Below are 17,160 nucleotides of genomic sequence, written 5' to 3'. Positions count from 1 at the left end.
ACACCACACTTTCAGGACCAGAAACCAAAAAGCCCCGCCATTCACATGGCGGGGCTTTTGTTTTTCAGCAACCGGTCACTCAGACCATCGGGTCGCCAACGTGCAGGATTTTCATCCCGTTGGTGCCGCCGATGGTGTGGTAGCTGTCGCCCTTGGTCAGGATGACCCAGTCGCCTTTCTCCACGACGCCGCGCTTGAGCAACTCGTCGATCGCGGCCTGGCTGACTTGCTCAGGCGGCAGCGATGCCGGGTCGAACGGTACGGTGTAGACGCCACGGAACATGGCCGCGCGGGCCTGGGTTTCGCGGTGCGGGGAAAACGCGTAGATCGGCACCGAAGAACGGATGCGCGACATGATCAACGGCGTGTAGCCACTTTCGGTCAGGGCGATGATCGCCTTCACGCCCGGGAAGTGGTTGGCGGTGTACATGGCCGCCAGTGCGATGCTCTGGTCGCAGCTTTCGAAGACCTTGCCGATACGGTGGCTGGAGGTCTTGCTGGTCGGGTGCTTTTCAGCGCCGACGCAGATGCGCGCCATCGCCTGCACAGCTTCCAGCGGGTACAGACCGGCAGCACTTTCGGCAGAGAGCATGACAGCGTCGGTGTAGTCGAGCACGGCGTTGGCCACGTCGGACACTTCAGCGCGAGTCGGCATCGGGTTCTGGATCATCGACTCCATCATCTGGGTCGCCACGATCACAGCCTTGTTGTGGCGGCGTGCGTGCAGAATGATTTTTTTCTGAATGCCTACCAGCTCGGCGTCGCCGATTTCCACACCGAGGTCACCACGGGCCACCATGACCGCGTCGGACGCCTGGATCAGCGCATCGAGGGTTTCATCGTCGGCCACGGCTTCAGCACGTTCGATCTTCGCCACCAGCCAGGCAGTACCGCCGGCCTCGTCGCGCAGTTGACGGGCGTATTCCATGTCGGCAGCGTCACGCGGGAAGGACACGGCGAGGTAATCGACTTCCATTTCCGCGGCGAGCTTGATGTCGGCCTTGTCTTTCTCGGTCAGGGCCGGAGCCGTCAGGCCACCACCGCGACGGTTGATGCCTTTATGGTCGGACAGCGGACCGCCGATCAGCACGGTGCAGTTCAGTTCGGTGGCGGTGGCGGTATCGACGCGCATCACCACGCGGCCGTCGTCGAGCAGCAGCTCGTCGCCCACGCCGCAATCCTTGACCAGGTCCGGGTAGTCGATGCCGACCACTTGCTGGTTGCCTTCGGTCAGAGGATGGCTGGTGGAGAAGGTGAATTGATCACCGATCTTCAGCTCGATCTTCTTGTTGGCGAATTTGGCGATACGGATTTTCGGGCCTTGCAGGTCGCCCAGCAGGGCAACGAAACGGCCGTGCTTGGCGGCGAGGTCACGCACCAGCTTCGCGCGAGCCTTGTGCTCGTCGGGGGTGCCGTGGGAGAAGTTCAGGCGGGCGACGTCCAGGCCAGCCAGAATCAGCTGTTCGAGAACTTCCGGCGAGTTACTGGCCGGGCCAAGGGTAGCGACGATTTTGGTACGACGGACGGACATGCAAAGACTCCTGAGTTCAAGCGCTGAGTGAGGCTACTATCATCTTTGGGTGTAGTCATTGTTCGGATGCACTACTTTTTCGCTTTTATCTTTAAACGAACATTCCTGAAGATTTTCGCCAGCAGGCCGATACAGCGCTCAAGACAGGAGATCCCCCATGCGATTTGCGCTCATTGCCGTCCTTGCCCTCAGCGTCACGGGTTGCGCCCGTTGGTCGATGAACCACCATTTGAATCTCGCCTACAGCGCCTACGACCGCGGCAATTGCGAGCAGGTAATGCTCGAACTGTCGAAAGTCGAGCGCTCCAGCCGTGCGCGGCCGTATGTGTGGCCGGAAGTGTCGATGATGCGCGGCCAGTGCCTGGAACGGCAGATGCTGTTCGTCGATGCGGCGCAGACTTACCAGTACATCATCGCGACCTACCCGCAAAGCGAATACGCCTACCGCGCCCGCGCTCGACTGGAAACCCTGCAGAGTACGGGCCATTACCCACTGCGCAACGCTGCGACCCCACGCCCGGCGACGTACTGATTGCAGTTATCCCTGGCCGCTCGGCGGGGGTGAGCTATAGTCCAGGAGATCGGTTTTAGAGCCTTGCCTTTAAAACCGAGGTCATACCTGAGATCGGCAGGAGTAAGCGTCAGCGTTGTAGGGACTGACGCACCGGCATCGGGGGAGAGCGCGCCGCTGCCTCTATCTATAAAAATAGAAGGAAGGCCCGTTCCGAAGCATTAGTGCGGCCCTGCTTAAGGGCCTTGCTGGGCCATTTGCGCATGTTTACCGACCGCCGGATCGAGCGGCATCAATTGCCGTATTTCCTCAGAGTGTTCAACAGCATCACCGACAAACCCATCGGCTTTCTCGGCAACGTCTCCGAAGACGGGCTGATGCTCATCAGCCAGCTGCCGATGATGGTGGGCGTCGACTTTGACCTGCGTCTGAAAATCCCCGCCATCGAGGGTTGCCAGCAAGTCATCGATTTGCGGGCGTTTTGCCTGTGGTGCCATGAAGACGCGACCCCCCACCACTATGACGCCGGGTTCAGCCTGCAACGGGCACCGCCGGAATATGGGCAATTGGTGGGGGCGTTGAGGCAGTACTTCAGTTTTCAGCCGTTGCCTGCCTCGGCCTGAGGGTTGAGGTGTTTGGGCAATCGCCTTCGCGAGCAGGCTCGCTCCCACAGTTGAATCGAAGTTGAGCACAAAATTTGTGCGCACCTCAGAGCCAATGTGGGAGCGAGCCTGCTCGCGAAAGCGTCAGTACAGTCACCTGATACTTAATGGTCAGGCCGTCTTGATCGCCCGCTCGTTATCCAGCGACCGCTCCACCAGCATCAACCCCAACTCACTCATCCGGTAAATCGCCATCGCCAGATGCCGCAGCGTGTTGTCCAGGCTTTCAGCCAGGTCGAGCAGCAGAATGCTGACCGTCGAAAACGTTTCGTAGGTTTCGATGGTCAAGGCTTCGGGATTGGCGTCTGGGACAACGGTGAACATTTGCATGTGTCTTTCCTCATTAGCGTATTCGTCGGCAAAGCACGATTCAGTGTTTTTCCGTTTGAGATAGTGATCTAGAGCTTTTTTGGCAGCTTCGTGGAGTTTTCTCGAATCGAGGAAACTGTAGGGGGAAGGAAGATTCATTCTGGGTAACACGGATCTGGGGGGCATTGGTTCACTCCTTGTTGGGCTGCACCACTTCTGTACGAGACGAAAGGGGCAGCGGTCGGTAGGAGAACCTTATGTTGGGACGGGGCTTGCCACAATCAGACAGGGTCGATGAGATCTGTAGGCAGTGGCGCTTCATTCTGTAGTCGTTTGCACGGCTATGCTCCACCATGTGGCGGGTGTAAAAAGTGGGTTGCCTGTCATGAGTGTATGACGTCGCGTGGCGGAGCATCTTCCCCTAGCTATTAGGCGATAAAGCGCTAGGGGAAGATGCTGAGGAAAGACGGCAGGAAATTGAAGGTTAGCTAGACGTTAGGATCCGGGCTTTTTTGGATTCCGTGGTTCATTAAAATCTGTAGAGATAGAGAGAAGTGCCAAAGCTATAAATTCTTGGTTTCGATCGAGCGCTTCCAGCGCACCTTGGATGTTACCCGCTACTTCGCTAGCTCCATGTTGCTCCACCCAATTTGATAGCTCTTCTACTGCCGCTCCCAGCGCCAGTTGGTTCTCATGGATTTTCGTTAGCACTGAAGCGAATATAGTTTTCTCGTCCATGAACAATTCCTTGTGATTGAGATATGAGTCTGTTAATCAGGTTTTTTTCGATTTTTAGGATGAGTGGAAGTCATTAGTGCTCGTTTACAGTATTTATTTGCATCTCGAGACCAGACCAATCAATTGCGGCTCGCCATTAAATTGTTCCGGCTTTTTTCCAACCTAAATAGCGAGTCACCAATTCTGCCCCCAACTCCATTGGTTGGGCATCAAGCACCGGCACTCCATGAGCGCTCAACCGCTCATGGAGTTCTGCCCGTGCATTTAGATAGTCCACCGTTCCGCAATACGCCAGCGCCTCCGGCAAGGTTTGCACCGGCGCGTGCCGCAAACCGTCGAGCACGTCTTCGCGCAGACTCGCTACCAGCACCCGATGCAGTTTGCTCAGGCGTTTGACGGCGGTGAGCAGTTCTTCATCGTCTTCGTCGCGCAGGTTGGTGACCAATACCACCAGCGCCCGGCGCTTCTGTCGTGCCAGCAGTTGCGTGGCGGCCGCCTGGTAATCGGCGGGGCGTTGGGTGCTGCCGAGGTCGTAGACGGTGTTGAGCAAGACGTTCAGTTGGCCAGTACCTTTGACCGGGGCCAGGTAATGCGCTCGATCACTGGCGAAGGTGCTCAGGCCCACCGCATCGCCCTGGCGCAGGGCGATGTAGCTGAGCAACAGGCAGGCATTGAGCGCGTGATCGAAATGCGCGAGTTCGCCATCCTGGCTGCGCATGTGCCGGCCGCAATCGAGCATGAAGATGATCTGCTGGTCGCGCTCGTCCTGATACTCACGGGCGATGGGCGTGCGCTGGCGGGCGGTGGCTTTCCAGTCGATCTGGCGCAGGCTGTCGCCTTCACGGAATTCTCTCAGCTGATGAAATTCGAGGCCCAGCCCCCGTCGTTGTTTTTGGCGTACACCGAGCTGGCTGATCCAGTTGTCCACCGCCAACAGTTCGCCGCCATAGAGGCGAGCGAAGTCGGGGTAGACGCGGGTGGAGTCGACGGCGTTTAACAAGCGTTTGTCGGACCATAATCCGAGCGGGCTCGGCAGGCTGATTTCGCAGTGTTCGAAGCTGAAGTGGCCGCGTTTGAGCGGGCGCAGTCGATAGCCCGTCTCGCTCTGTTGACCGGGTTGCAATTCGACGGTCAGGGGCAGGTTTTCAAAATTCAGTCCCGACGGCACATGGTCGAAAAGTTGCACGTTCAGCGGTTGGGTGAACGCATGTTCAACGTCCAGTCGCACTTCACTCCAACGACCCAATGCCAGGCTGCCGGGCATGTGTCGGCGCAGGCGCGGCGAGGGCAGACGCTTGAGACGGAAGGCGTCGAGCACGGCCAGCGCGAACAGGGCCAGCAGCAGTCCCCAGTTGATCGACAGAAGGGTCGACGGGACGGCGATTTCGAGCGCTCGCAACGCGCCCAGCACGATGCCGATGGCCAGCAGGATCGCGAGCCAGATCAGCAGCAGCCGAGAAGGCTTCATCGGAACACGGTTCCTGTGGCGAGGGAGCTTGCTCCCGCTCCAGTGCGCAGCGCTGGAAAGCTCTTCGTGGGGCTGCTGCGCAGCCCAGCGGGAGCAAGCTCCCTCGCCACAGGGGTGGTACGCATGAGCTTTTTCACAGGCGCGGCGCCGGTACTTGGTCGAGCACCTGTTTGAGCACTTGATCGACGTCCAGCCCTTCGATGTCGAGTTCCGGCGCGATCCGCACGCGATGGCGCAACACCGCCAGGGCACACCCTTTGATGTCATCCGGAATCACGAACTCGCCGCCTCGCAGCAAGGCACGGGCGCGGGCACAACGCACCAGTGCGATGGACGCCCGAGGGCCGGCGCCGAGGATCAGGCCGGGCCAGGTGCGGGTGGCGCGGGCCAGGCGTACGGCGTAGTCGAGCACCTGATCGTCCAGCGGCAAGTCGCTGGCAATGCGCTGCAAGGCGGACACGTCTTTGGCTTGCAACAGGGTGCGCAGCGGTTGCACATCGAGCATGTCGGCGCGGGTCGAGCGGCTGACCTGGCGGACCATGTTCAGCTCTTGCTCGGCATCGGGGTAGTCCATGCGCACTTTGAGCATGAAGCGGTCGAGCTCGGCTTCAGGCAATGGGTAAGTGCCTTCCTGCTCGATGGGGTTTTGCGTGGCGAGCACCATGAACGGTTGCACGATGGGCAGGGCGCGGCCTTCGAGGGTGACCTGGCGTTCCTGCATGGCTTCGAGCAGGGCGGCCTGGGTTTTCGCCGGGGCGCGGTTGATCTCGTCGGCCAGCAGCAGGTTGGTGAACAGCGGGCCTTTACGCAATTTGAACTGCTCGGTGTTCAAGTCGTAGACCGCGTGCCCGGTGACGTCGCTGGGCATCAGGTCGGGGGTGAACTGGATGCGGGCGAACTCGCCGCCGAAACACTTGGCGAGGGCGCGCACCAGCAAGGTCTTGCCCAACCCCGGCACGCCTTCGAGCAGCACATGACCGCCGGCGATCAGCGCCGTCAGCACGTCGTCGATCACGGTGTCCTGGCCAATCACGGCTTTCTGCAATTCGCCGCGCACTGCCTGGGCCAATTGACTGGCACGCTGGCGTTGCTGGGCGACGTGAGTCGGCGAGCCGGGCTCGATCTGTTCACTCATAGCGTGTTCCTCAAGGTTTGCAGGTGGGCGACCTGACGGCTGAAGTCAGCGCTGGACAGCCGCTGCTTCGGTCGCGGGCTCATGGCCTGGCTGATAGCGCGTGTGGGTTGGCCGGTGAGGCGTGCGAGCACCAGCCATTGCTCGGCAACGCCGAGTTGTTCGAAACCGGGATGACGCCGCCGTACACGGCGCAGGATGTCTTGTTGCAAGGCTTGCAACAGGTGCTGCTGGCCCTGGCGGCGCAAGATGAAATCGGCGCTGGCGCGCAGGTGTTCCTGGAGTTGCCGACGGTCTTGCGAGGCAGGACCCTGCAGCGGACCCTGGCGTACGCCAACGTGCCAGAAAGCCAATCCGATCAGCGCAATCAAGGCCACCAATGCCTGTGGGAAATAACGCCACAACAAGGTCAGCAAACTGTCGTGATCGGTGTTGAACAACAACGTCACGCTTGTGTCCGCCGTCAGATACCAGAGCAGCCACGCGTTATCGTATTGGTCGATGGCAGGGGTTTTCCACAGGTCGGCGTCGGTGACCACGGTGATCGAACCGAGCCCGTGGTTGAGCTGCATCATGTGCGTGGCCTTGCCGCTGTTGGCCCAGGATTGCGCGAGGTTCTTCGGGTCTTCAAGATGAAATGCCGTGTCGAAGCTGGCGTAGGCCGGTGCTTCTTCATCTTCCAGATACAGCTTGGTCAGTTTGGGATAGGGATCATCCGGGATGCCGGGCGGTGGCTCCTTGAGGTCCTTGCTCAGGGTCTGGTGCAACTGCACACGGTCGAGCAGCAGGTCGTTGCTCTGGCCGGTTTTTTCATCCCACAACGACTGGGCGACAAACAACAAGCGGCCACCGGCCCGCGTCCAGTTCATCACCTGATCAATCTGGCGTGGGGTCATGTTGTAGCGGTCACCCAGCAATAGCAGGCTGTGCTGACGGGGATCGAGGGTGGGTAGCGCGTCAATTCCGTTGGCATGGCTGACGGTCAGGCCCTGCTTGCGCAAAAAGTGTTCAGCGGCGAGGTAGGGATTGGCCTGCGCTTCAGGCGATGGGCCGTGATCGATTTCCGTCTGATAGGGCGTGGCTTTCAGGTACAGGTAAATACCCAGTGCGCCGACCAGCAGGGCGATGACCATGCCGACAAACAACCCTGAACGCCGGCTCAATGGGCGGCTCCCGGGCCGAACAACGTTCGCCAGCCGTCACACAGTTCCTGTTGTGAATGCGCGGGTGGAAGACGATGACCGTAGGCCATGTTTTGCCAGTGACCGGTCAGGGTTTTGCTGAACGCCAGCAACGCCGGTTGTTGCAGTTGTTCGACCCGTTGGAGGACTTCGCCTTCGGTGTCGGCGGTTTTCAGCGCCATGTGGTGGTCGTGCAGCAAGTGGCTGAGCAGGGCACGATAAAGCAGGCCAAGGGCTGCGCGTGGGTCGGTTTGCCAGAGGCTTTCGGCGCTGGCGGCAATGTCGTCGGGCAGGGTTTCGCGGTTGAGGTCCAGGCCAAACGCCTGCTGCGGTATCGGACGGGCGACTTTGCTTTTCAATGCCGGTCGACGGCTGACGAATGCCTGCAACCAGTCACGGTAGCGCCAGATCAACAGACCGACGCCACCGATCACCGCGCCCCACAGCAGCACTTCAATCAGGGTGGCGAGGAAGCCGAAACGCTGGTTGTCGAGCAGTGCTAGCAACGCCTTCAGCCATTCGGGTGTCTTGTTGTTGTCCGGGGTTTTGGTATCGGGTTTTTCCTCGCCAAATCGATAGCGGGTCACCGTTTCCTTGTTCTTGAACGGTGGCTGGTCGAGGACGGCTTTGATGCTGTCTTTTGACGCCTGGCTGGTCAGCGGTTGATCGAGCAGGCGCGGGCTGTCCGGTGTGAGGACGGGCTCAGCGGCCCAGACGTGTTGCGTGCCCGGCACCCACAGGATGGCCGCCAGCAACAGGGTAAGGGCGGTTGTGCTGAGGCGTTGGCGCAAACGGCGGAACACCAGTTCGATGTCCCACGCTTCCAGCACCGTGCGGCGGTTCAGGTAAAGACTGAAGCCGCAGGCCACATAGATCGGCTCCCAGACTATTAATACCAACACGTAAAAAGCATTGATGAGATGTTCCAGCCATCGCCAGTCCTGCACGGCGGCGGTGATCAAGGTCTGCCAGCTCCAGTCGAGTTCTATCTGCTGCGGCAGGAGCAAATAGAACAACACCATCAAGCCAATCCACAGCGCGCTCTCCAGGTGCACGCCGATAATCGTCAGCCATTGCGCGGCACCGGCATTGCGCTGCAGCAGTACCTGCAAGCGCTGTTCGCGCGCGTGACCGTGAAGGCCTTCGAGTTGCACCACCGGCATCACAAAACTACGGCTCAGGCTCAGGCGGCGCCAGGTCAGGCTGGCCAGCAGTTGCGGCTTGAGCAGGCGCGGCCATTCGCGCAGCGCTTGTTTTAACGTTGGTGTTTCGCCGAACAGGCTTTTGGACAGGATGTACAACGGCAAGCGATCGAACGCCGGTTTGAGCCACCAGAAGATGAACACGGCGAGGGTCGGCGAATCCCAGAAGATTGCAGTGAACAGGGCGAAGATCGGCAAGGTGACCATGGCCCAGCTGGTCATCAACAGGCGTCGATGGCGCTGGCTCATCAGCACGCCCAGGTCCATGGCTTCCCAGGTGGTGCGCGGGCGGATCACAACCGTGGCGTCACTCAGGCGCATGGCGAATCCGTCCGGCAAACAGCAAATACGTCGCGACCAACGCCCAGAGCGCGGCGCCGACCAGGTATTTGGTCATGGGCTCCGGTGCGGTCATCGACGACCAGTACGCTTCGATAAACGCCGCAATCAACAGAAACAACATCACCCCGCAGATCAGCAGCACACTCTTGCGCGCGGCCAGTCGCAGCGCTTCGGCGCGGGGCAGGCGTCCCGGTGCGATCAAGGCCCAGCCCAGTTTCAGGCCGGCGGCACCGGCCAGGGCGATGGCCGTCAGTTCAAAAGCACCGTGGCCGATCACGAACGACCAGAAGGTTTGTCCGTAGCCGACGTGCGTCAGGTGCCCGGCCACCGCACCGATGATCAAGCCGTTGAACAGCAGGAAAAACGCGCTGCCCAGACCGAAGAACAAACCGCTGGCAAAGGTCTGAAAGGCGATGCCGATGTTGTGCATGATGTAGTAACCGAACATCACCCAGTCTTCACTCGCGGCGCGTTCCGCCGTGCGTCCCAAATGGCCGGCGACGGGGTCGTACATGCTTTGCATCTCGCTGACCTGCTCGGCCGGAATCAGGTTGTAGACCAGGTCCGGGAACAGATACACCAGCAGCGCGAAGCTGATCAGACTGCCAAAAAACATCAGGCCGGCGGCCAGCAAAAAACGCCATTGTTCACGCACCAGTCGCGGGAAGTCGGCCAGGATAAAGCCCAGTATGTTGGCGCCCAGTCGGCTGCGGTGCCGATACAGTTGTTGATGCCCACGCAGCGCGAGTTGCTGCAAGGAGTCGATCAGGAAACTGCTGTAGCCACGTTCCCGAGCCAGCGCCAGGTGTTGGCAAAGCTGCCGATAGTCCTTGGGGAAACCGGCGATCCGGGACGCGTCCTTGCCACGCTCCAGTCGATCCAGTGTCAGGGAAAACTGTTCCCACTCGGCCTTGTGGCTGGCTTCGAAAAGGCTTTGCTTCATGCGGGCCCCAACAAGCCGCGGGCGATGCCGTTGAGTGCGACCACCGCGTGCGGCGCAGGCACCTGCAACGGTTGAGCAAGGATCGACGCCAGTTCGTGGGCCCGTGCCTCGGAGAGTTCACCCTGGCGTTCAGCGAAACCGAGGATGGCGCGTTGTTCAGGCAGGGTCAGGGCAAAGGCCGGGCGCAGGGGCGTGGCTTCGGGCAGTTGCGGTCGGGTGAGCGGTTGCTCGCGGTAGATCACCAGCGTGCCGGCGGCGAGGTCGCCGAGGCGTTTGAAGGTCGGGTGTTGCAGGCAGCTGATGGCCCCGAGGAAGTAACCGAATGGCAGCAGGTCGACGAATCGCAACAGGTTGCGCAGCAGCGAAGCGGACCAGCCGATGGGCGTGCCGTCGTCCTGCACCACGCGCAAGCCCATCCACTGTTTGCCCGGCGAGCGGCCCTGATTGAGCACTTCGAACAGCACCATGTACCACCAGCTCACCGCGAACAGCAGGATCGAGCCCAGCCCGGCGCCCAGCTTTCCGAGAAACGCCAGGACGATAAACAACAGGCCGAGGATCAGCCCGCGTATCCCTAAATCAATGGCGAACGCCAGCGCACGGACCATCAACCCGGCCGGGCGCAGTGGCAAGTCAATGCCTTCGGGCGTTTCGACTTGATGCCGCGTATCCAGTGGCGGGGACAGCGTCGCTTTCCTTGGCAGTGCTGTGGTCTCGAGCATGGGCAACCTTATGTGGCCTGTTCGGGATTCGATGTCTACCCGATGCTAGCAGCCTCTCGGGGGAAAACGACATAACTATGTATTGCACGGTGAGTGGCCAGAGGTGATTGAATGACAGATTACTGGCCGGGGCGGGATGTGAACGCCTAGACTTTGCCGATCTTCAGTTCAGGAACAGCCCGTGACCTCGATCTTCTGGTACGACTATGAAACCACTGGCATCAACCCCCGTTGCGACCGCCCGCTGCAAGTGGCGGGGATTCGCACCGACTTCGATCTCAATGAAATAGACGAGCCGGTCAACCTTTACTGCCAGCCCAGTGAGGACATCCTGCCGCATCCGGCGGCGTGCGCCATCACCGGAATCACCCCCGGTAAACTGGCTGAACAGGGCTTGAGCGAAGCGGACTTCATGACCCGGGTGCATGCCCAGTTGGCGGCGCCGGGCACCTGCGGTGCGGGTTACAACACCCTGCGTTTCGATGACGAGATGACCCGTTACAGCCTGTATCGAAACTTCTTCGACCCGTATGCCCGCGAGTGGCAGGGCGGCAACAGCCGCTGGGACCTGATCGATGTGGTACGTGCGGCGTATGCCTTGCGCCCCGACGGGCTCGTGTGGCCGACGGATGAAGAGGGGCGTGTGACCCTCAAGCTCGAACGTCTGACCGCCGCCAACCACATTGATCATGGCAATGCCCACGAGGCGCTGTCGGACGTTCGCGCCACCATTGCACTGGCGCGCCTCATTCGTGAAAAACAGCCGAAGTTGTATGACTGGCTATTCAAGTTGCGCAGTAAACAAAAGGTGATGGACCAGATTCGCCTGTTGCAGCCGATGGTGCATATTTCCGGGCGGTTCTCGGCGGCGCGCAGTTATGTCGGCGTGGTGCTGCCCCTGGCCTGGCATCCGCGCAACAAGAACGCCTTGATTGTCTGCGACCTGCATCTGGATCCCCAGGGGTTGCTGGATCTGGACGCGGACACCTTGCGTCAGCGGCTGTACACCCGTCGCGATGAGCTGGCCGAAGGCGAACTGCCGGTGCCGCTTAAACTTATTCACATCAACAAGTGCCCGGTGGTCGCACCGTTGTCGGTACTTCGACCTGACGATCAGCAACGTCTGGGGCTGGACATGACGCTTTATCAGGAACGGTCGCTGCGGCTAATCGACGCACAACTAGTTTGGCGAGATAAAGTATCGGCGATTTATGCCGGCGAAGATTTCACGCCGAGCCAGGATCCCGAGCAACAGTTATACGATGGTTTTATCGGTGATCGGGACCGGCGTCTATGTGAGCAAGTCCGAATTGCGGACCCTGTCCAATTATCACAAGAACAATGGCCTTTCGATGACGAACGTTTGCCGGAATTATTGTTTCGATATCGCGCACGCAACTTCCCCGACACGTTGAATTTCGAGGAGCAAGAGCGCTGGCGAATGTTCTGTCAGCAGCGTCTGACTTTGCCCGAATGCGGGGCGCCCAATACGCTGAATACTTTTGCCGAAGCCACGGCCCAATTGAATGGAACTGCTACATCGTTTCAGCGAGAGGTGCTCAATGAATGGCAAAATTATGTCGAAGCATTACGCAAACGTTTGAATCTTTGAAATTGAAAACAGACAGGCCTGAATTGCAGGCATAAAAAAACGCCAGCATTCGCTGGCGTTATTTTTTGTCACGTTCTATTTGTGACAAGCGCTACGGCTTAGCCCAGCAGGGTAGCCCAGCCTTCAACCACGTCGCCGCCCCACTTGGCTTTCCACTCTTTCAGAGTTTTGTGGTTGCCACCTTTGGTTTCGATGACTTCGCCGTTGTGCGGGTTTTTGTATTGTTTAACTTTGCGAGCACGCTTGGTGCCAGTAGTTTTTACTGCGCCGCCGCGTGGCGCTTTGGATTTGGACTCTGGATCCAGCAGCGCGATGATGTCACGCAGGGACTTGGAGTATTCGCCCATCAGGGTGCGCAGTTTGCCTTCGAATTCCAGCTCGGTTTGCAGTTTGTCGTCTTGGGACAGGTTCTTCAAACGGGCTTGCAGCTCTTTGATAGCTTCTTCGGTGGCACGATATTCGTTGATCAAGGACATGAGGACTACCTTATGTTGGAGACTGGATGGCAGGGGGACAGTGCCGCAATAATAGTCAGGGTGTTTCATCAAGTAAACATTTAACCGGCGTTTTAATTAAATTAGTTGTCAGGAATAGGGCACAAATTGAAGAGCTGATTAAATAGTGTGATGCAGTCATCACAGATCTTCACAAATCGACTCTTGATATCGACTAAAAGATCACCACCGCGCGGGGAGCGGGTGCTTTCCTGAGCGGCTCCGCAGACCGTGTGCCAGGCAAGGCGTCATCAATACTGCAGTTTTGTTGCGTAATCGCTAGAATGGCGGCCTTTGCGAAGTTCTGGAGTTTCCCCCTCATGCGCACTTTTCGGCTGGTGATTGCTTGCCCGGACCGCGTCGGCATCGTTGCTAAAGTCAGTAACTTTCTGGCGTCACATAACGGCTGGATCACCGAAGCGAGCCATCACTCGGACAACCTCAGTGGCTGGTTCTTCATGCGTCACGAAATTCGTGCCGACTCGCTGCCTTTCGGTATCGAAGCCTTTCGCGAAGCCTTTGCGCCGATAGCTGAAGAGTTCTCGATGAATTGGCGCATCACCGATACCGCGCAGAAAAAACGCGTGGTGTTGATGGCCAGCCGCGAATCCCACTGCCTGGCTGACTTGCTGCACCGCTGGCACAGCGATGAACTGGACTGCGAAATCTCCTGCGTGATTTCCAACCACGACGACTTGCGCAGCATGGTCGAGTGGCACGGCATTCCTTATTACCATGTGCCGGTCAATCCACAGGACAAAGAGCCGGCGTTCGCCGAAGTCTCGCGACTGGTCAAACAGCATGATGCTGAAGTGGTGGTACTTGCCCGTTACATGCAAATCCTGCCGCCGGCGTTGTGCAGCGAGTACGCGCACAAGGTCATCAACATTCACCACAGCTTCCTGCCGTCGTTCGTTGGCGCCAAGCCGTATCACCAGGCTTCCCTGCGTGGCGTGAAGTTGATCGGCGCCACCTGCCACTACGTGACCGAAGAGCTGGATGCCGGCCCGATCATCGAGCAGGACGTGGTGCGTGTCAGCCACAGTGACAGCATTGAAGACATGGTGCGTTTCGGCCGTGACGTCGAGAAGATGGTGTTGGCGCGCGGTCTGCGTTATCACCTGGAAGACCGGGTGTTGGTACATGGCAACAAGACGGTAGTGTTCTGATTACAGCGCACTACAGTTGAAATTCGAAGGGCCTGGGCGTTCAATCGCTTCAGGCCCTTCGCCGTTTCTGCACTGAGGAGATTGACCATGGCCGATCCACTGGATAAAGCCACTTCCAAAGCGCCCGCCACTCTGGGCGAGGGTTGTCTGAGTCGTTATGACCCGGATGACATGAGCCCGGAAGACGGTACGGAATTTCCCGGTGCTGCCGAGTTGTGGGAGCAGTTACAGCAAGACCCCGAAGACAAGATCAAGCCTGCTTGAACTTCATCAACTTCCTTAATAGCGGCCGCCCCAGCATCAACAAAAACACCGGGCCACCCGCGATCAGGTAGAAGTAATAAGTCACCGCCCGCCAGATCAGAATCGCCGCTGCTGCGGTTGATTTTCCCACCATGGGCGCCAGCAGAGCTGCCGACGTCAACTCCGCCGCCCCGGCACCGCCCGGCAGCAGGCTGAATTGCCCTGCACTGAGCGACAGCATCTGGATCAAGAAGCACCAGGCCCACTGCAAATCCGCCCCCAGCCCGCGCAATGCCAGGTACAACACGCTGTAGCGCAACACCCAATGCACGCAGGTCAGTGCAAACACCGTGATCAATGTCTGCACGGGCAACTTCAACGTGTCCGTGAATGCCGCGAGGAAGTGCAGGAGTTTTCGTGCCCAGCGCAGGCGCGTGGTGCTTTTTACCTTCAGGCGAGCCAGTAACCGCCCGCTCAGGCGAATCAGCAGTCGATGGTAGCGGGCGACCATCACGCAGCAGATCAACCCGCCGAACATCGAAATAACGCTGACGGTCAGTAACCATTCCATGCGCTGGCTGAGGTGCTGGAACAGCGCATAAATCAAAATCCCGCTCAGCGCACAGAGAAAAAACAGCAGGTCGCTGAGTTGATCCATGGCGAACACCGCGCTGCCCCTGGCCGGTCGCACACCATTGCGTGCCAGCAACGCCATGATCGCCAGCGGCCCGCCGCTGCCGCCGGGTGTGGCGCAATAGGCAAACTCGGCGGCCATGACCACGCCCAGACTTTTGAGCGGGCTGACCTTGTCGCGCTGATCGCCCAGCAACAGGCGCAGGCGCAGGGTGTTCACCCCCCAGCACAGCAGAATCATGCCGAACATGATCAGCAGCCAGCTCACTGGAAAGCTTTGCAGTCGCGACCAGGTCTGGTTACCACCCAGCAGCAGCGGGATCAGCACCGCCGCCAGCAGGGCGACGAACAACAGAATGCCCCGGCTCATGCGGCGCGCCCGAGCGGGGTGCGTTGCAGCGCCAGCCATTGGGATTTGGTCATCGGTACGCGCCCGCCGTCGAGCAAGCGCTTGAGGGTTTGCAACCAGTAACGGCGGGAGAACTCATGGCGCATGTCCACCGGGTGCAGGCCCAGTCGAATGACCGGCGCCTCGTGCCATTTTTTTTCGCGCTGATCGCTGAGCAATTTTGAAACGCCCCGGCGCCAGGCACTGCGCGCACTCCAGACCAGGCCGGGTGCATCAATCGGTGTGAAATCCGGCAGTCGATATAAATGCTGCGAATCGCTGGTGTAGTGCAGTGGCAGTTGGCGCAAGGCCTCGCGCGTGCCTTCGCTCATCAACCAGGCCGGGGCGACAAACCCTTCCAGTGGCCAGTTGTAACGATCAAAGACCTCGATGCCGGCGCGCAGCCGGTCGAGCGCGGCGTGTTGCGACAGGCCGTAAAACTCGCCTTCATGGGTGTAGATCCGACGCATGAACCAGTCTCGTGGGGTGCCGGGCGGTGGGCCCTCATCGCAATGAAAGTAGCCGTGCAATGCCAGTTCGTCACCTCGTGCAACACGATGGGTGAGCACACGTCGAAACTGCGGATGAGCGTCAAGGCTGTTGTGTCTGTGAAAATCCGGCACCACCAGCCAGGTCATCGGCACCTCGCCCAAGGCGTCGACGGCTTCAACGAAAGGTTGATAGTCGGCCAAGGTCGACGGCGCTACGTCGTGCAATACCAGTAACATGCTGGGCCGATTCATTGGGTTACCCATTGGCCACTTGCGGCCATTGGCTGCCGAGTACGGCGTGATAGTGCCCGAGCAGGCTGTTGACCACCGTGTCCCAACTGTATTGTCGCTCGACGTGACGGCGCGCGGTTTTGCCCAGCGCCACGCTGCCCTGACTGAACAATTCGCGAACGGCATTGGCCATGGCCGTCGAGTTGTTCGGCGCGCAGAGCAACCCGCATTGCTCGGTGACAATTTCCGGAAAGGCGCCGGCGGCCACGGCGACCACCGGAATGCCGCTGGCCATGGCTTCGAGTATCACCAGCCCGAACGTTTCCTGATCGCCGGCATGCACCAAGGCATCGGCGCTGGCCATCAATCGCGCCACGTGTGCGGCCGGGCAGAACCCATCGACCACCGTGACGTTGTCCGGCACGGTGGCCGGCATCGACGAACCCACCAGCAGCAGGTGAAAACGCGGCCCCAGACGTGCCATGCACTTGAGCAGCACCGGCAGGTTTTTTTCCTTGGAGCCGCGCCCGGCGAAAATCAGCAGGTGCGTATTTTCATCAATGCCCAGTTCGGCACGCAGGCCTGGGTCCCGGGCCTCGGGATTGAAGGTCTGCAAGTCGACGCCCAAGGGTTGGACGAACACGTTCCTGACCCCCAGCCCGGTCAATTTGTCGGCCATGACCCGGCTCGGCGCCAACACTCGGTCGAAGTTGCCGTAGAGCTTGCTGACATAGGCTTCGACGTTGGTGGTGACCCAATTGCCCATCCGGTTGCTGACCAGCAGCGGCAAGTCCGAGTGATAAAAACCGATGACCGGGACATCCAGTTGGCGCCGCGCGTCGAGTGCCGCCCAAGCGGTGAGGTACGGGTCGCCTACTTCGATCAGATCGGGCTGTAAATCCTGCAGGACATTTCGCCAGGGAGCGAGGCGCAGGGGGAAACGATAACCTTTGCCAAAGGGCAGGGCGGGGGCGGGAACCGTGTAGACGCCATCGGTTTCACTCAGGTGCGAGCCCGGAATCAACAGACTGTGGCGAATGCCTGGCTTGATCACCAGGCGACGGTGCTTGGCATCCAGATACGTGCGCACGCCACCGCTGGCCGGGGCGTAGAACATGGTGATGTCCGCGATATGCACGATGAGCGGCCCTCCGGTCT

Annotated in this window: 18 protein-coding genes; 5 read left to right on the top strand and 13 right to left on the bottom strand. The window is 59.6% G+C overall.

All coding sequences use genetic code 11. The features are described 5' to 3' along the window. Positions 1 to 79: 79 nt before the first annotated feature. Complete coding sequence (gene pyk, locus BK660_RS08820) at positions 80 to 1,531, bottom strand: pyruvate kinase (RefSeq protein ID WP_027922904.1); 1,452 nt, start codon at positions 1,529 to 1,531, stop codon at positions 80 to 82. Positions 1,532 to 1,688: 157 nt separating this feature from the next. Between pyk and BK660_RS08815 the strand changes: the two genes are divergently transcribed. Further along, positions 1,689 to 2,063, top strand: a complete 375-nt coding sequence (locus BK660_RS08815) for a tetratricopeptide repeat protein (protein ID WP_123432981.1) — start codon at positions 1,689 to 1,691, stop codon at positions 2,061 to 2,063. Positions 2,064 to 2,305: 242 nt separating this feature from the next. Then, a complete protein-coding gene (locus BK660_RS08810; protein ID WP_123432980.1) occupies positions 2,306 to 2,665 on the top strand; it encodes a PilZ domain-containing protein in 360 nt (119 codons plus the stop codon). A 150-nt stretch (positions 2,666 to 2,815) separates the two neighbouring features. Here the strand turns inward: BK660_RS08810 and BK660_RS08805 are convergent, their stop codons facing one another. The 8 genes from BK660_RS08805 to BK660_RS08770 all read right to left on the bottom strand — a co-directional run bounded on the left by BK660_RS08805 (position 2,816) and on the right by BK660_RS08770 (position 10,741). Beyond that, positions 2,816 to 3,199 carry a DUF6124 family protein gene (locus BK660_RS08805; RefSeq protein ID WP_123432979.1) on the bottom strand — a complete coding sequence of 128 codons (384 nt, stop codon included), beginning with the start codon at positions 3,197 to 3,199 and terminating at the stop codon, positions 2,816 to 2,818. A gap of 309 nt (positions 3,200 to 3,508) precedes the next feature. Continuing rightward, the gene (locus tag BK660_RS08800; RefSeq protein WP_123432978.1) at positions 3,509 to 3,751 is read right to left on the bottom strand and encodes a hypothetical protein; all 243 of its coding nucleotides are present in this window, start codon (positions 3,749 to 3,751) and stop codon (positions 3,509 to 3,511) included. 136 nt (positions 3,752 to 3,887) lie between these two features. Further along, positions 3,888 to 5,219 carry a DUF58 domain-containing protein gene (locus BK660_RS08795; RefSeq protein ID WP_123432977.1) on the bottom strand — a complete coding sequence of 444 codons (1,332 nt, stop codon included), beginning with the start codon at positions 5,217 to 5,219 and terminating at the stop codon, positions 3,888 to 3,890. Between the two features lie 133 nt (positions 5,220 to 5,352). Next, positions 5,353 to 6,354, bottom strand: a complete 1,002-nt coding sequence (locus BK660_RS08790; RefSeq protein ID WP_123432976.1) for an AAA family ATPase — start codon at positions 6,352 to 6,354, stop codon at positions 5,353 to 5,355. Next, positions 6,351 to 7,514 (bottom strand): DUF4350 domain-containing protein, encoded by a 1,164-nt coding sequence (locus tag BK660_RS08785; RefSeq protein ID WP_123432975.1) that lies wholly within the window; start codon positions 7,512 to 7,514, stop codon positions 6,351 to 6,353. Before BK660_RS08785 ends, BK660_RS08790 begins: the two co-directional genes overlap by 4 nt. Continuing rightward, positions 7,511 to 9,055, bottom strand: coding sequence for a DUF4129 domain-containing protein (locus BK660_RS08780; protein WP_123432974.1), 1,545 nt, complete (start codon positions 9,053 to 9,055; stop codon positions 7,511 to 7,513). Before BK660_RS08780 ends, BK660_RS08785 begins: the two co-directional genes overlap by 4 nt. Next, entirely contained in the window at positions 9,042 to 10,019 is a 978-nt protein-coding gene (locus BK660_RS08775; protein ID WP_123432973.1) for a stage II sporulation protein M, read from the bottom strand. Before BK660_RS08775 ends, BK660_RS08780 begins: the two co-directional genes overlap by 14 nt. Next, positions 10,016 to 10,741, bottom strand: a complete 726-nt coding sequence (locus tag BK660_RS08770; protein WP_123432972.1) for an RDD family protein — start codon at positions 10,739 to 10,741, stop codon at positions 10,016 to 10,018. Before BK660_RS08770 ends, BK660_RS08775 begins: the two co-directional genes overlap by 4 nt. Before the next feature lie 181 nt (positions 10,742 to 10,922). On the opposite strand from BK660_RS08770, the gene sbcB reads away from it, so the two are divergent. Further along, entirely contained in the window at positions 10,923 to 12,353 is a 1,431-nt protein-coding gene (gene sbcB, locus BK660_RS08765) for an exodeoxyribonuclease I (protein ID WP_123432971.1), read from the top strand. Between the two features lie 98 nt (positions 12,354 to 12,451). Here sbcB and mvaT read toward each other — a convergent pair whose 3' ends face one another. Beyond that, a complete protein-coding gene (gene mvaT, locus BK660_RS08760) occupies positions 12,452 to 12,829 on the bottom strand; it encodes a histone-like nucleoid-structuring protein MvaT (RefSeq protein WP_007945872.1) in 378 nt (125 codons plus the stop codon). A 338-nt stretch (positions 12,830 to 13,167) separates the two neighbouring features. On the opposite strand from mvaT, the gene purU reads away from it, so the two are divergent. Together purU and BK660_RS32580 are read left to right on the top strand one after the other, a co-directional pair. Then, on the top strand, positions 13,168 to 14,016 hold the full coding sequence (gene purU / locus BK660_RS08755; RefSeq protein ID WP_027922916.1) for a formyltetrahydrofolate deformylase: 849 nt from the start codon (positions 13,168 to 13,170) through the stop codon (positions 14,014 to 14,016). A gap of 87 nt (positions 14,017 to 14,103) precedes the next feature. Next, positions 14,104 to 14,280 (top strand): hypothetical protein, encoded by a 177-nt coding sequence (locus tag BK660_RS32580; protein ID WP_185045020.1) that lies wholly within the window; start codon positions 14,104 to 14,106, stop codon positions 14,278 to 14,280. On the opposite strand, the gene BK660_RS08750 is transcribed toward BK660_RS32580, so the two are convergent. The 3 genes from BK660_RS08750 to BK660_RS08740 are packed head-to-tail and all read right to left on the bottom strand — an operon-like array spanning position 14,267 to position 17,140. Next, entirely contained in the window at positions 14,267 to 15,262 is a 996-nt protein-coding gene (locus BK660_RS08750; protein WP_123432970.1) for a glucosaminyl phosphatidylglycerol flippase, read from the bottom strand. The genes BK660_RS32580 and BK660_RS08750 overlap by 14 nt on opposite strands. Further along, positions 15,259 to 16,035, bottom strand: a complete 777-nt coding sequence (locus BK660_RS08745; RefSeq protein WP_123432969.1) for an N-acetylglucosaminyl phosphatidylglycerol deacetylase — start codon at positions 16,033 to 16,035, stop codon at positions 15,259 to 15,261. The genes BK660_RS08750 and BK660_RS08745 overlap by 4 nt, the downstream gene beginning before the upstream one ends. Beyond that, positions 16,028 to 17,140 carry an N-acetylglucosaminyl phosphatidylglycerol synthase gene (locus tag BK660_RS08740; protein WP_123432968.1) on the bottom strand — a complete coding sequence of 371 codons (1,113 nt, stop codon included), beginning with the start codon at positions 17,138 to 17,140 and terminating at the stop codon, positions 16,028 to 16,030. Before BK660_RS08740 ends, BK660_RS08745 begins: the two co-directional genes overlap by 8 nt. Positions 17,141 to 17,160 lie beyond the last annotated feature (20 nt).

The sequence above is a fragment of the Pseudomonas brassicacearum genome, assembly GCF_003732265.1.
Taxonomy (GTDB): Bacteria; Pseudomonadota; Gammaproteobacteria; order Pseudomonadales; family Pseudomonadaceae; genus Aquipseudomonas; species Aquipseudomonas brassicacearum_D.
The sequence above is the reverse complement of the archived record's forward strand: the minus strand, read 5'-3'. Positions and strand labels throughout refer to the sequence as shown.

Coding starts and splice junctions, on each gene's coding strand:
- BK660_RS08815 (WP_123432981.1), top strand. CDS start 1,689: ATGCGATTTGCGCTCATTGCCGTCCTTGCCCTCAGCGTCACGGGTTGC.
- BK660_RS08745 (WP_123432969.1), bottom strand. CDS start 16,035: ATGGGTAACCCAATGAATCGGCCCAGCATGTTACTGGTATTGCACGAC.
- BK660_RS08810 (WP_123432980.1), top strand. CDS start 2,306: ATGTTTACCGACCGCCGGATCGAGCGGCATCAATTGCCGTATTTCCTC.
- BK660_RS08790 (WP_123432976.1), bottom strand. CDS start 6,354: ATGAGTGAACAGATCGAGCCCGGCTCGCCGACTCACGTCGCCCAGCAA.
- BK660_RS08795 (WP_123432977.1), bottom strand. CDS start 5,219: ATGAAGCCTTCTCGGCTGCTGCTGATCTGGCTCGCGATCCTGCTGGCC.
- BK660_RS08800 (WP_123432978.1), bottom strand. CDS start 3,751: ATGGACGAGAAAACTATATTCGCTTCAGTGCTAACGAAAATCCATGAG.
- BK660_RS08780 (WP_123432974.1), bottom strand. CDS start 9,055: ATGCGCCTGAGTGACGCCACGGTTGTGATCCGCCCGCGCACCACCTGG.
- purU (WP_027922916.1), top strand. CDS start 13,168: ATGCGCACTTTTCGGCTGGTGATTGCTTGCCCGGACCGCGTCGGCATC.
- mvaT (WP_007945872.1), bottom strand. CDS start 12,829: ATGTCCTTGATCAACGAATATCGTGCCACCGAAGAAGCTATCAAAGAG.
- BK660_RS08775 (WP_123432973.1), bottom strand. CDS start 10,019: ATGAAGCAAAGCCTTTTCGAAGCCAGCCACAAGGCCGAGTGGGAACAG.
- BK660_RS08750 (WP_123432970.1), bottom strand. CDS start 15,262: ATGAGCCGGGGCATTCTGTTGTTCGTCGCCCTGCTGGCGGCGGTGCTG.
- BK660_RS08805 (WP_123432979.1), bottom strand. CDS start 3,199: ATGCCCCCCAGATCCGTGTTACCCAGAATGAATCTTCCTTCCCCCTAC.
- pyk (WP_027922904.1), bottom strand. CDS start 1,531: ATGTCCGTCCGTCGTACCAAAATCGTCGCTACCCTTGGCCCGGCCAGT.
- BK660_RS08770 (WP_123432972.1), bottom strand. CDS start 10,741: ATGCTCGAGACCACAGCACTGCCAAGGAAAGCGACGCTGTCCCCGCCA.
- BK660_RS32580 (WP_185045020.1), top strand. CDS start 14,104: ATGGCCGATCCACTGGATAAAGCCACTTCCAAAGCGCCCGCCACTCTG.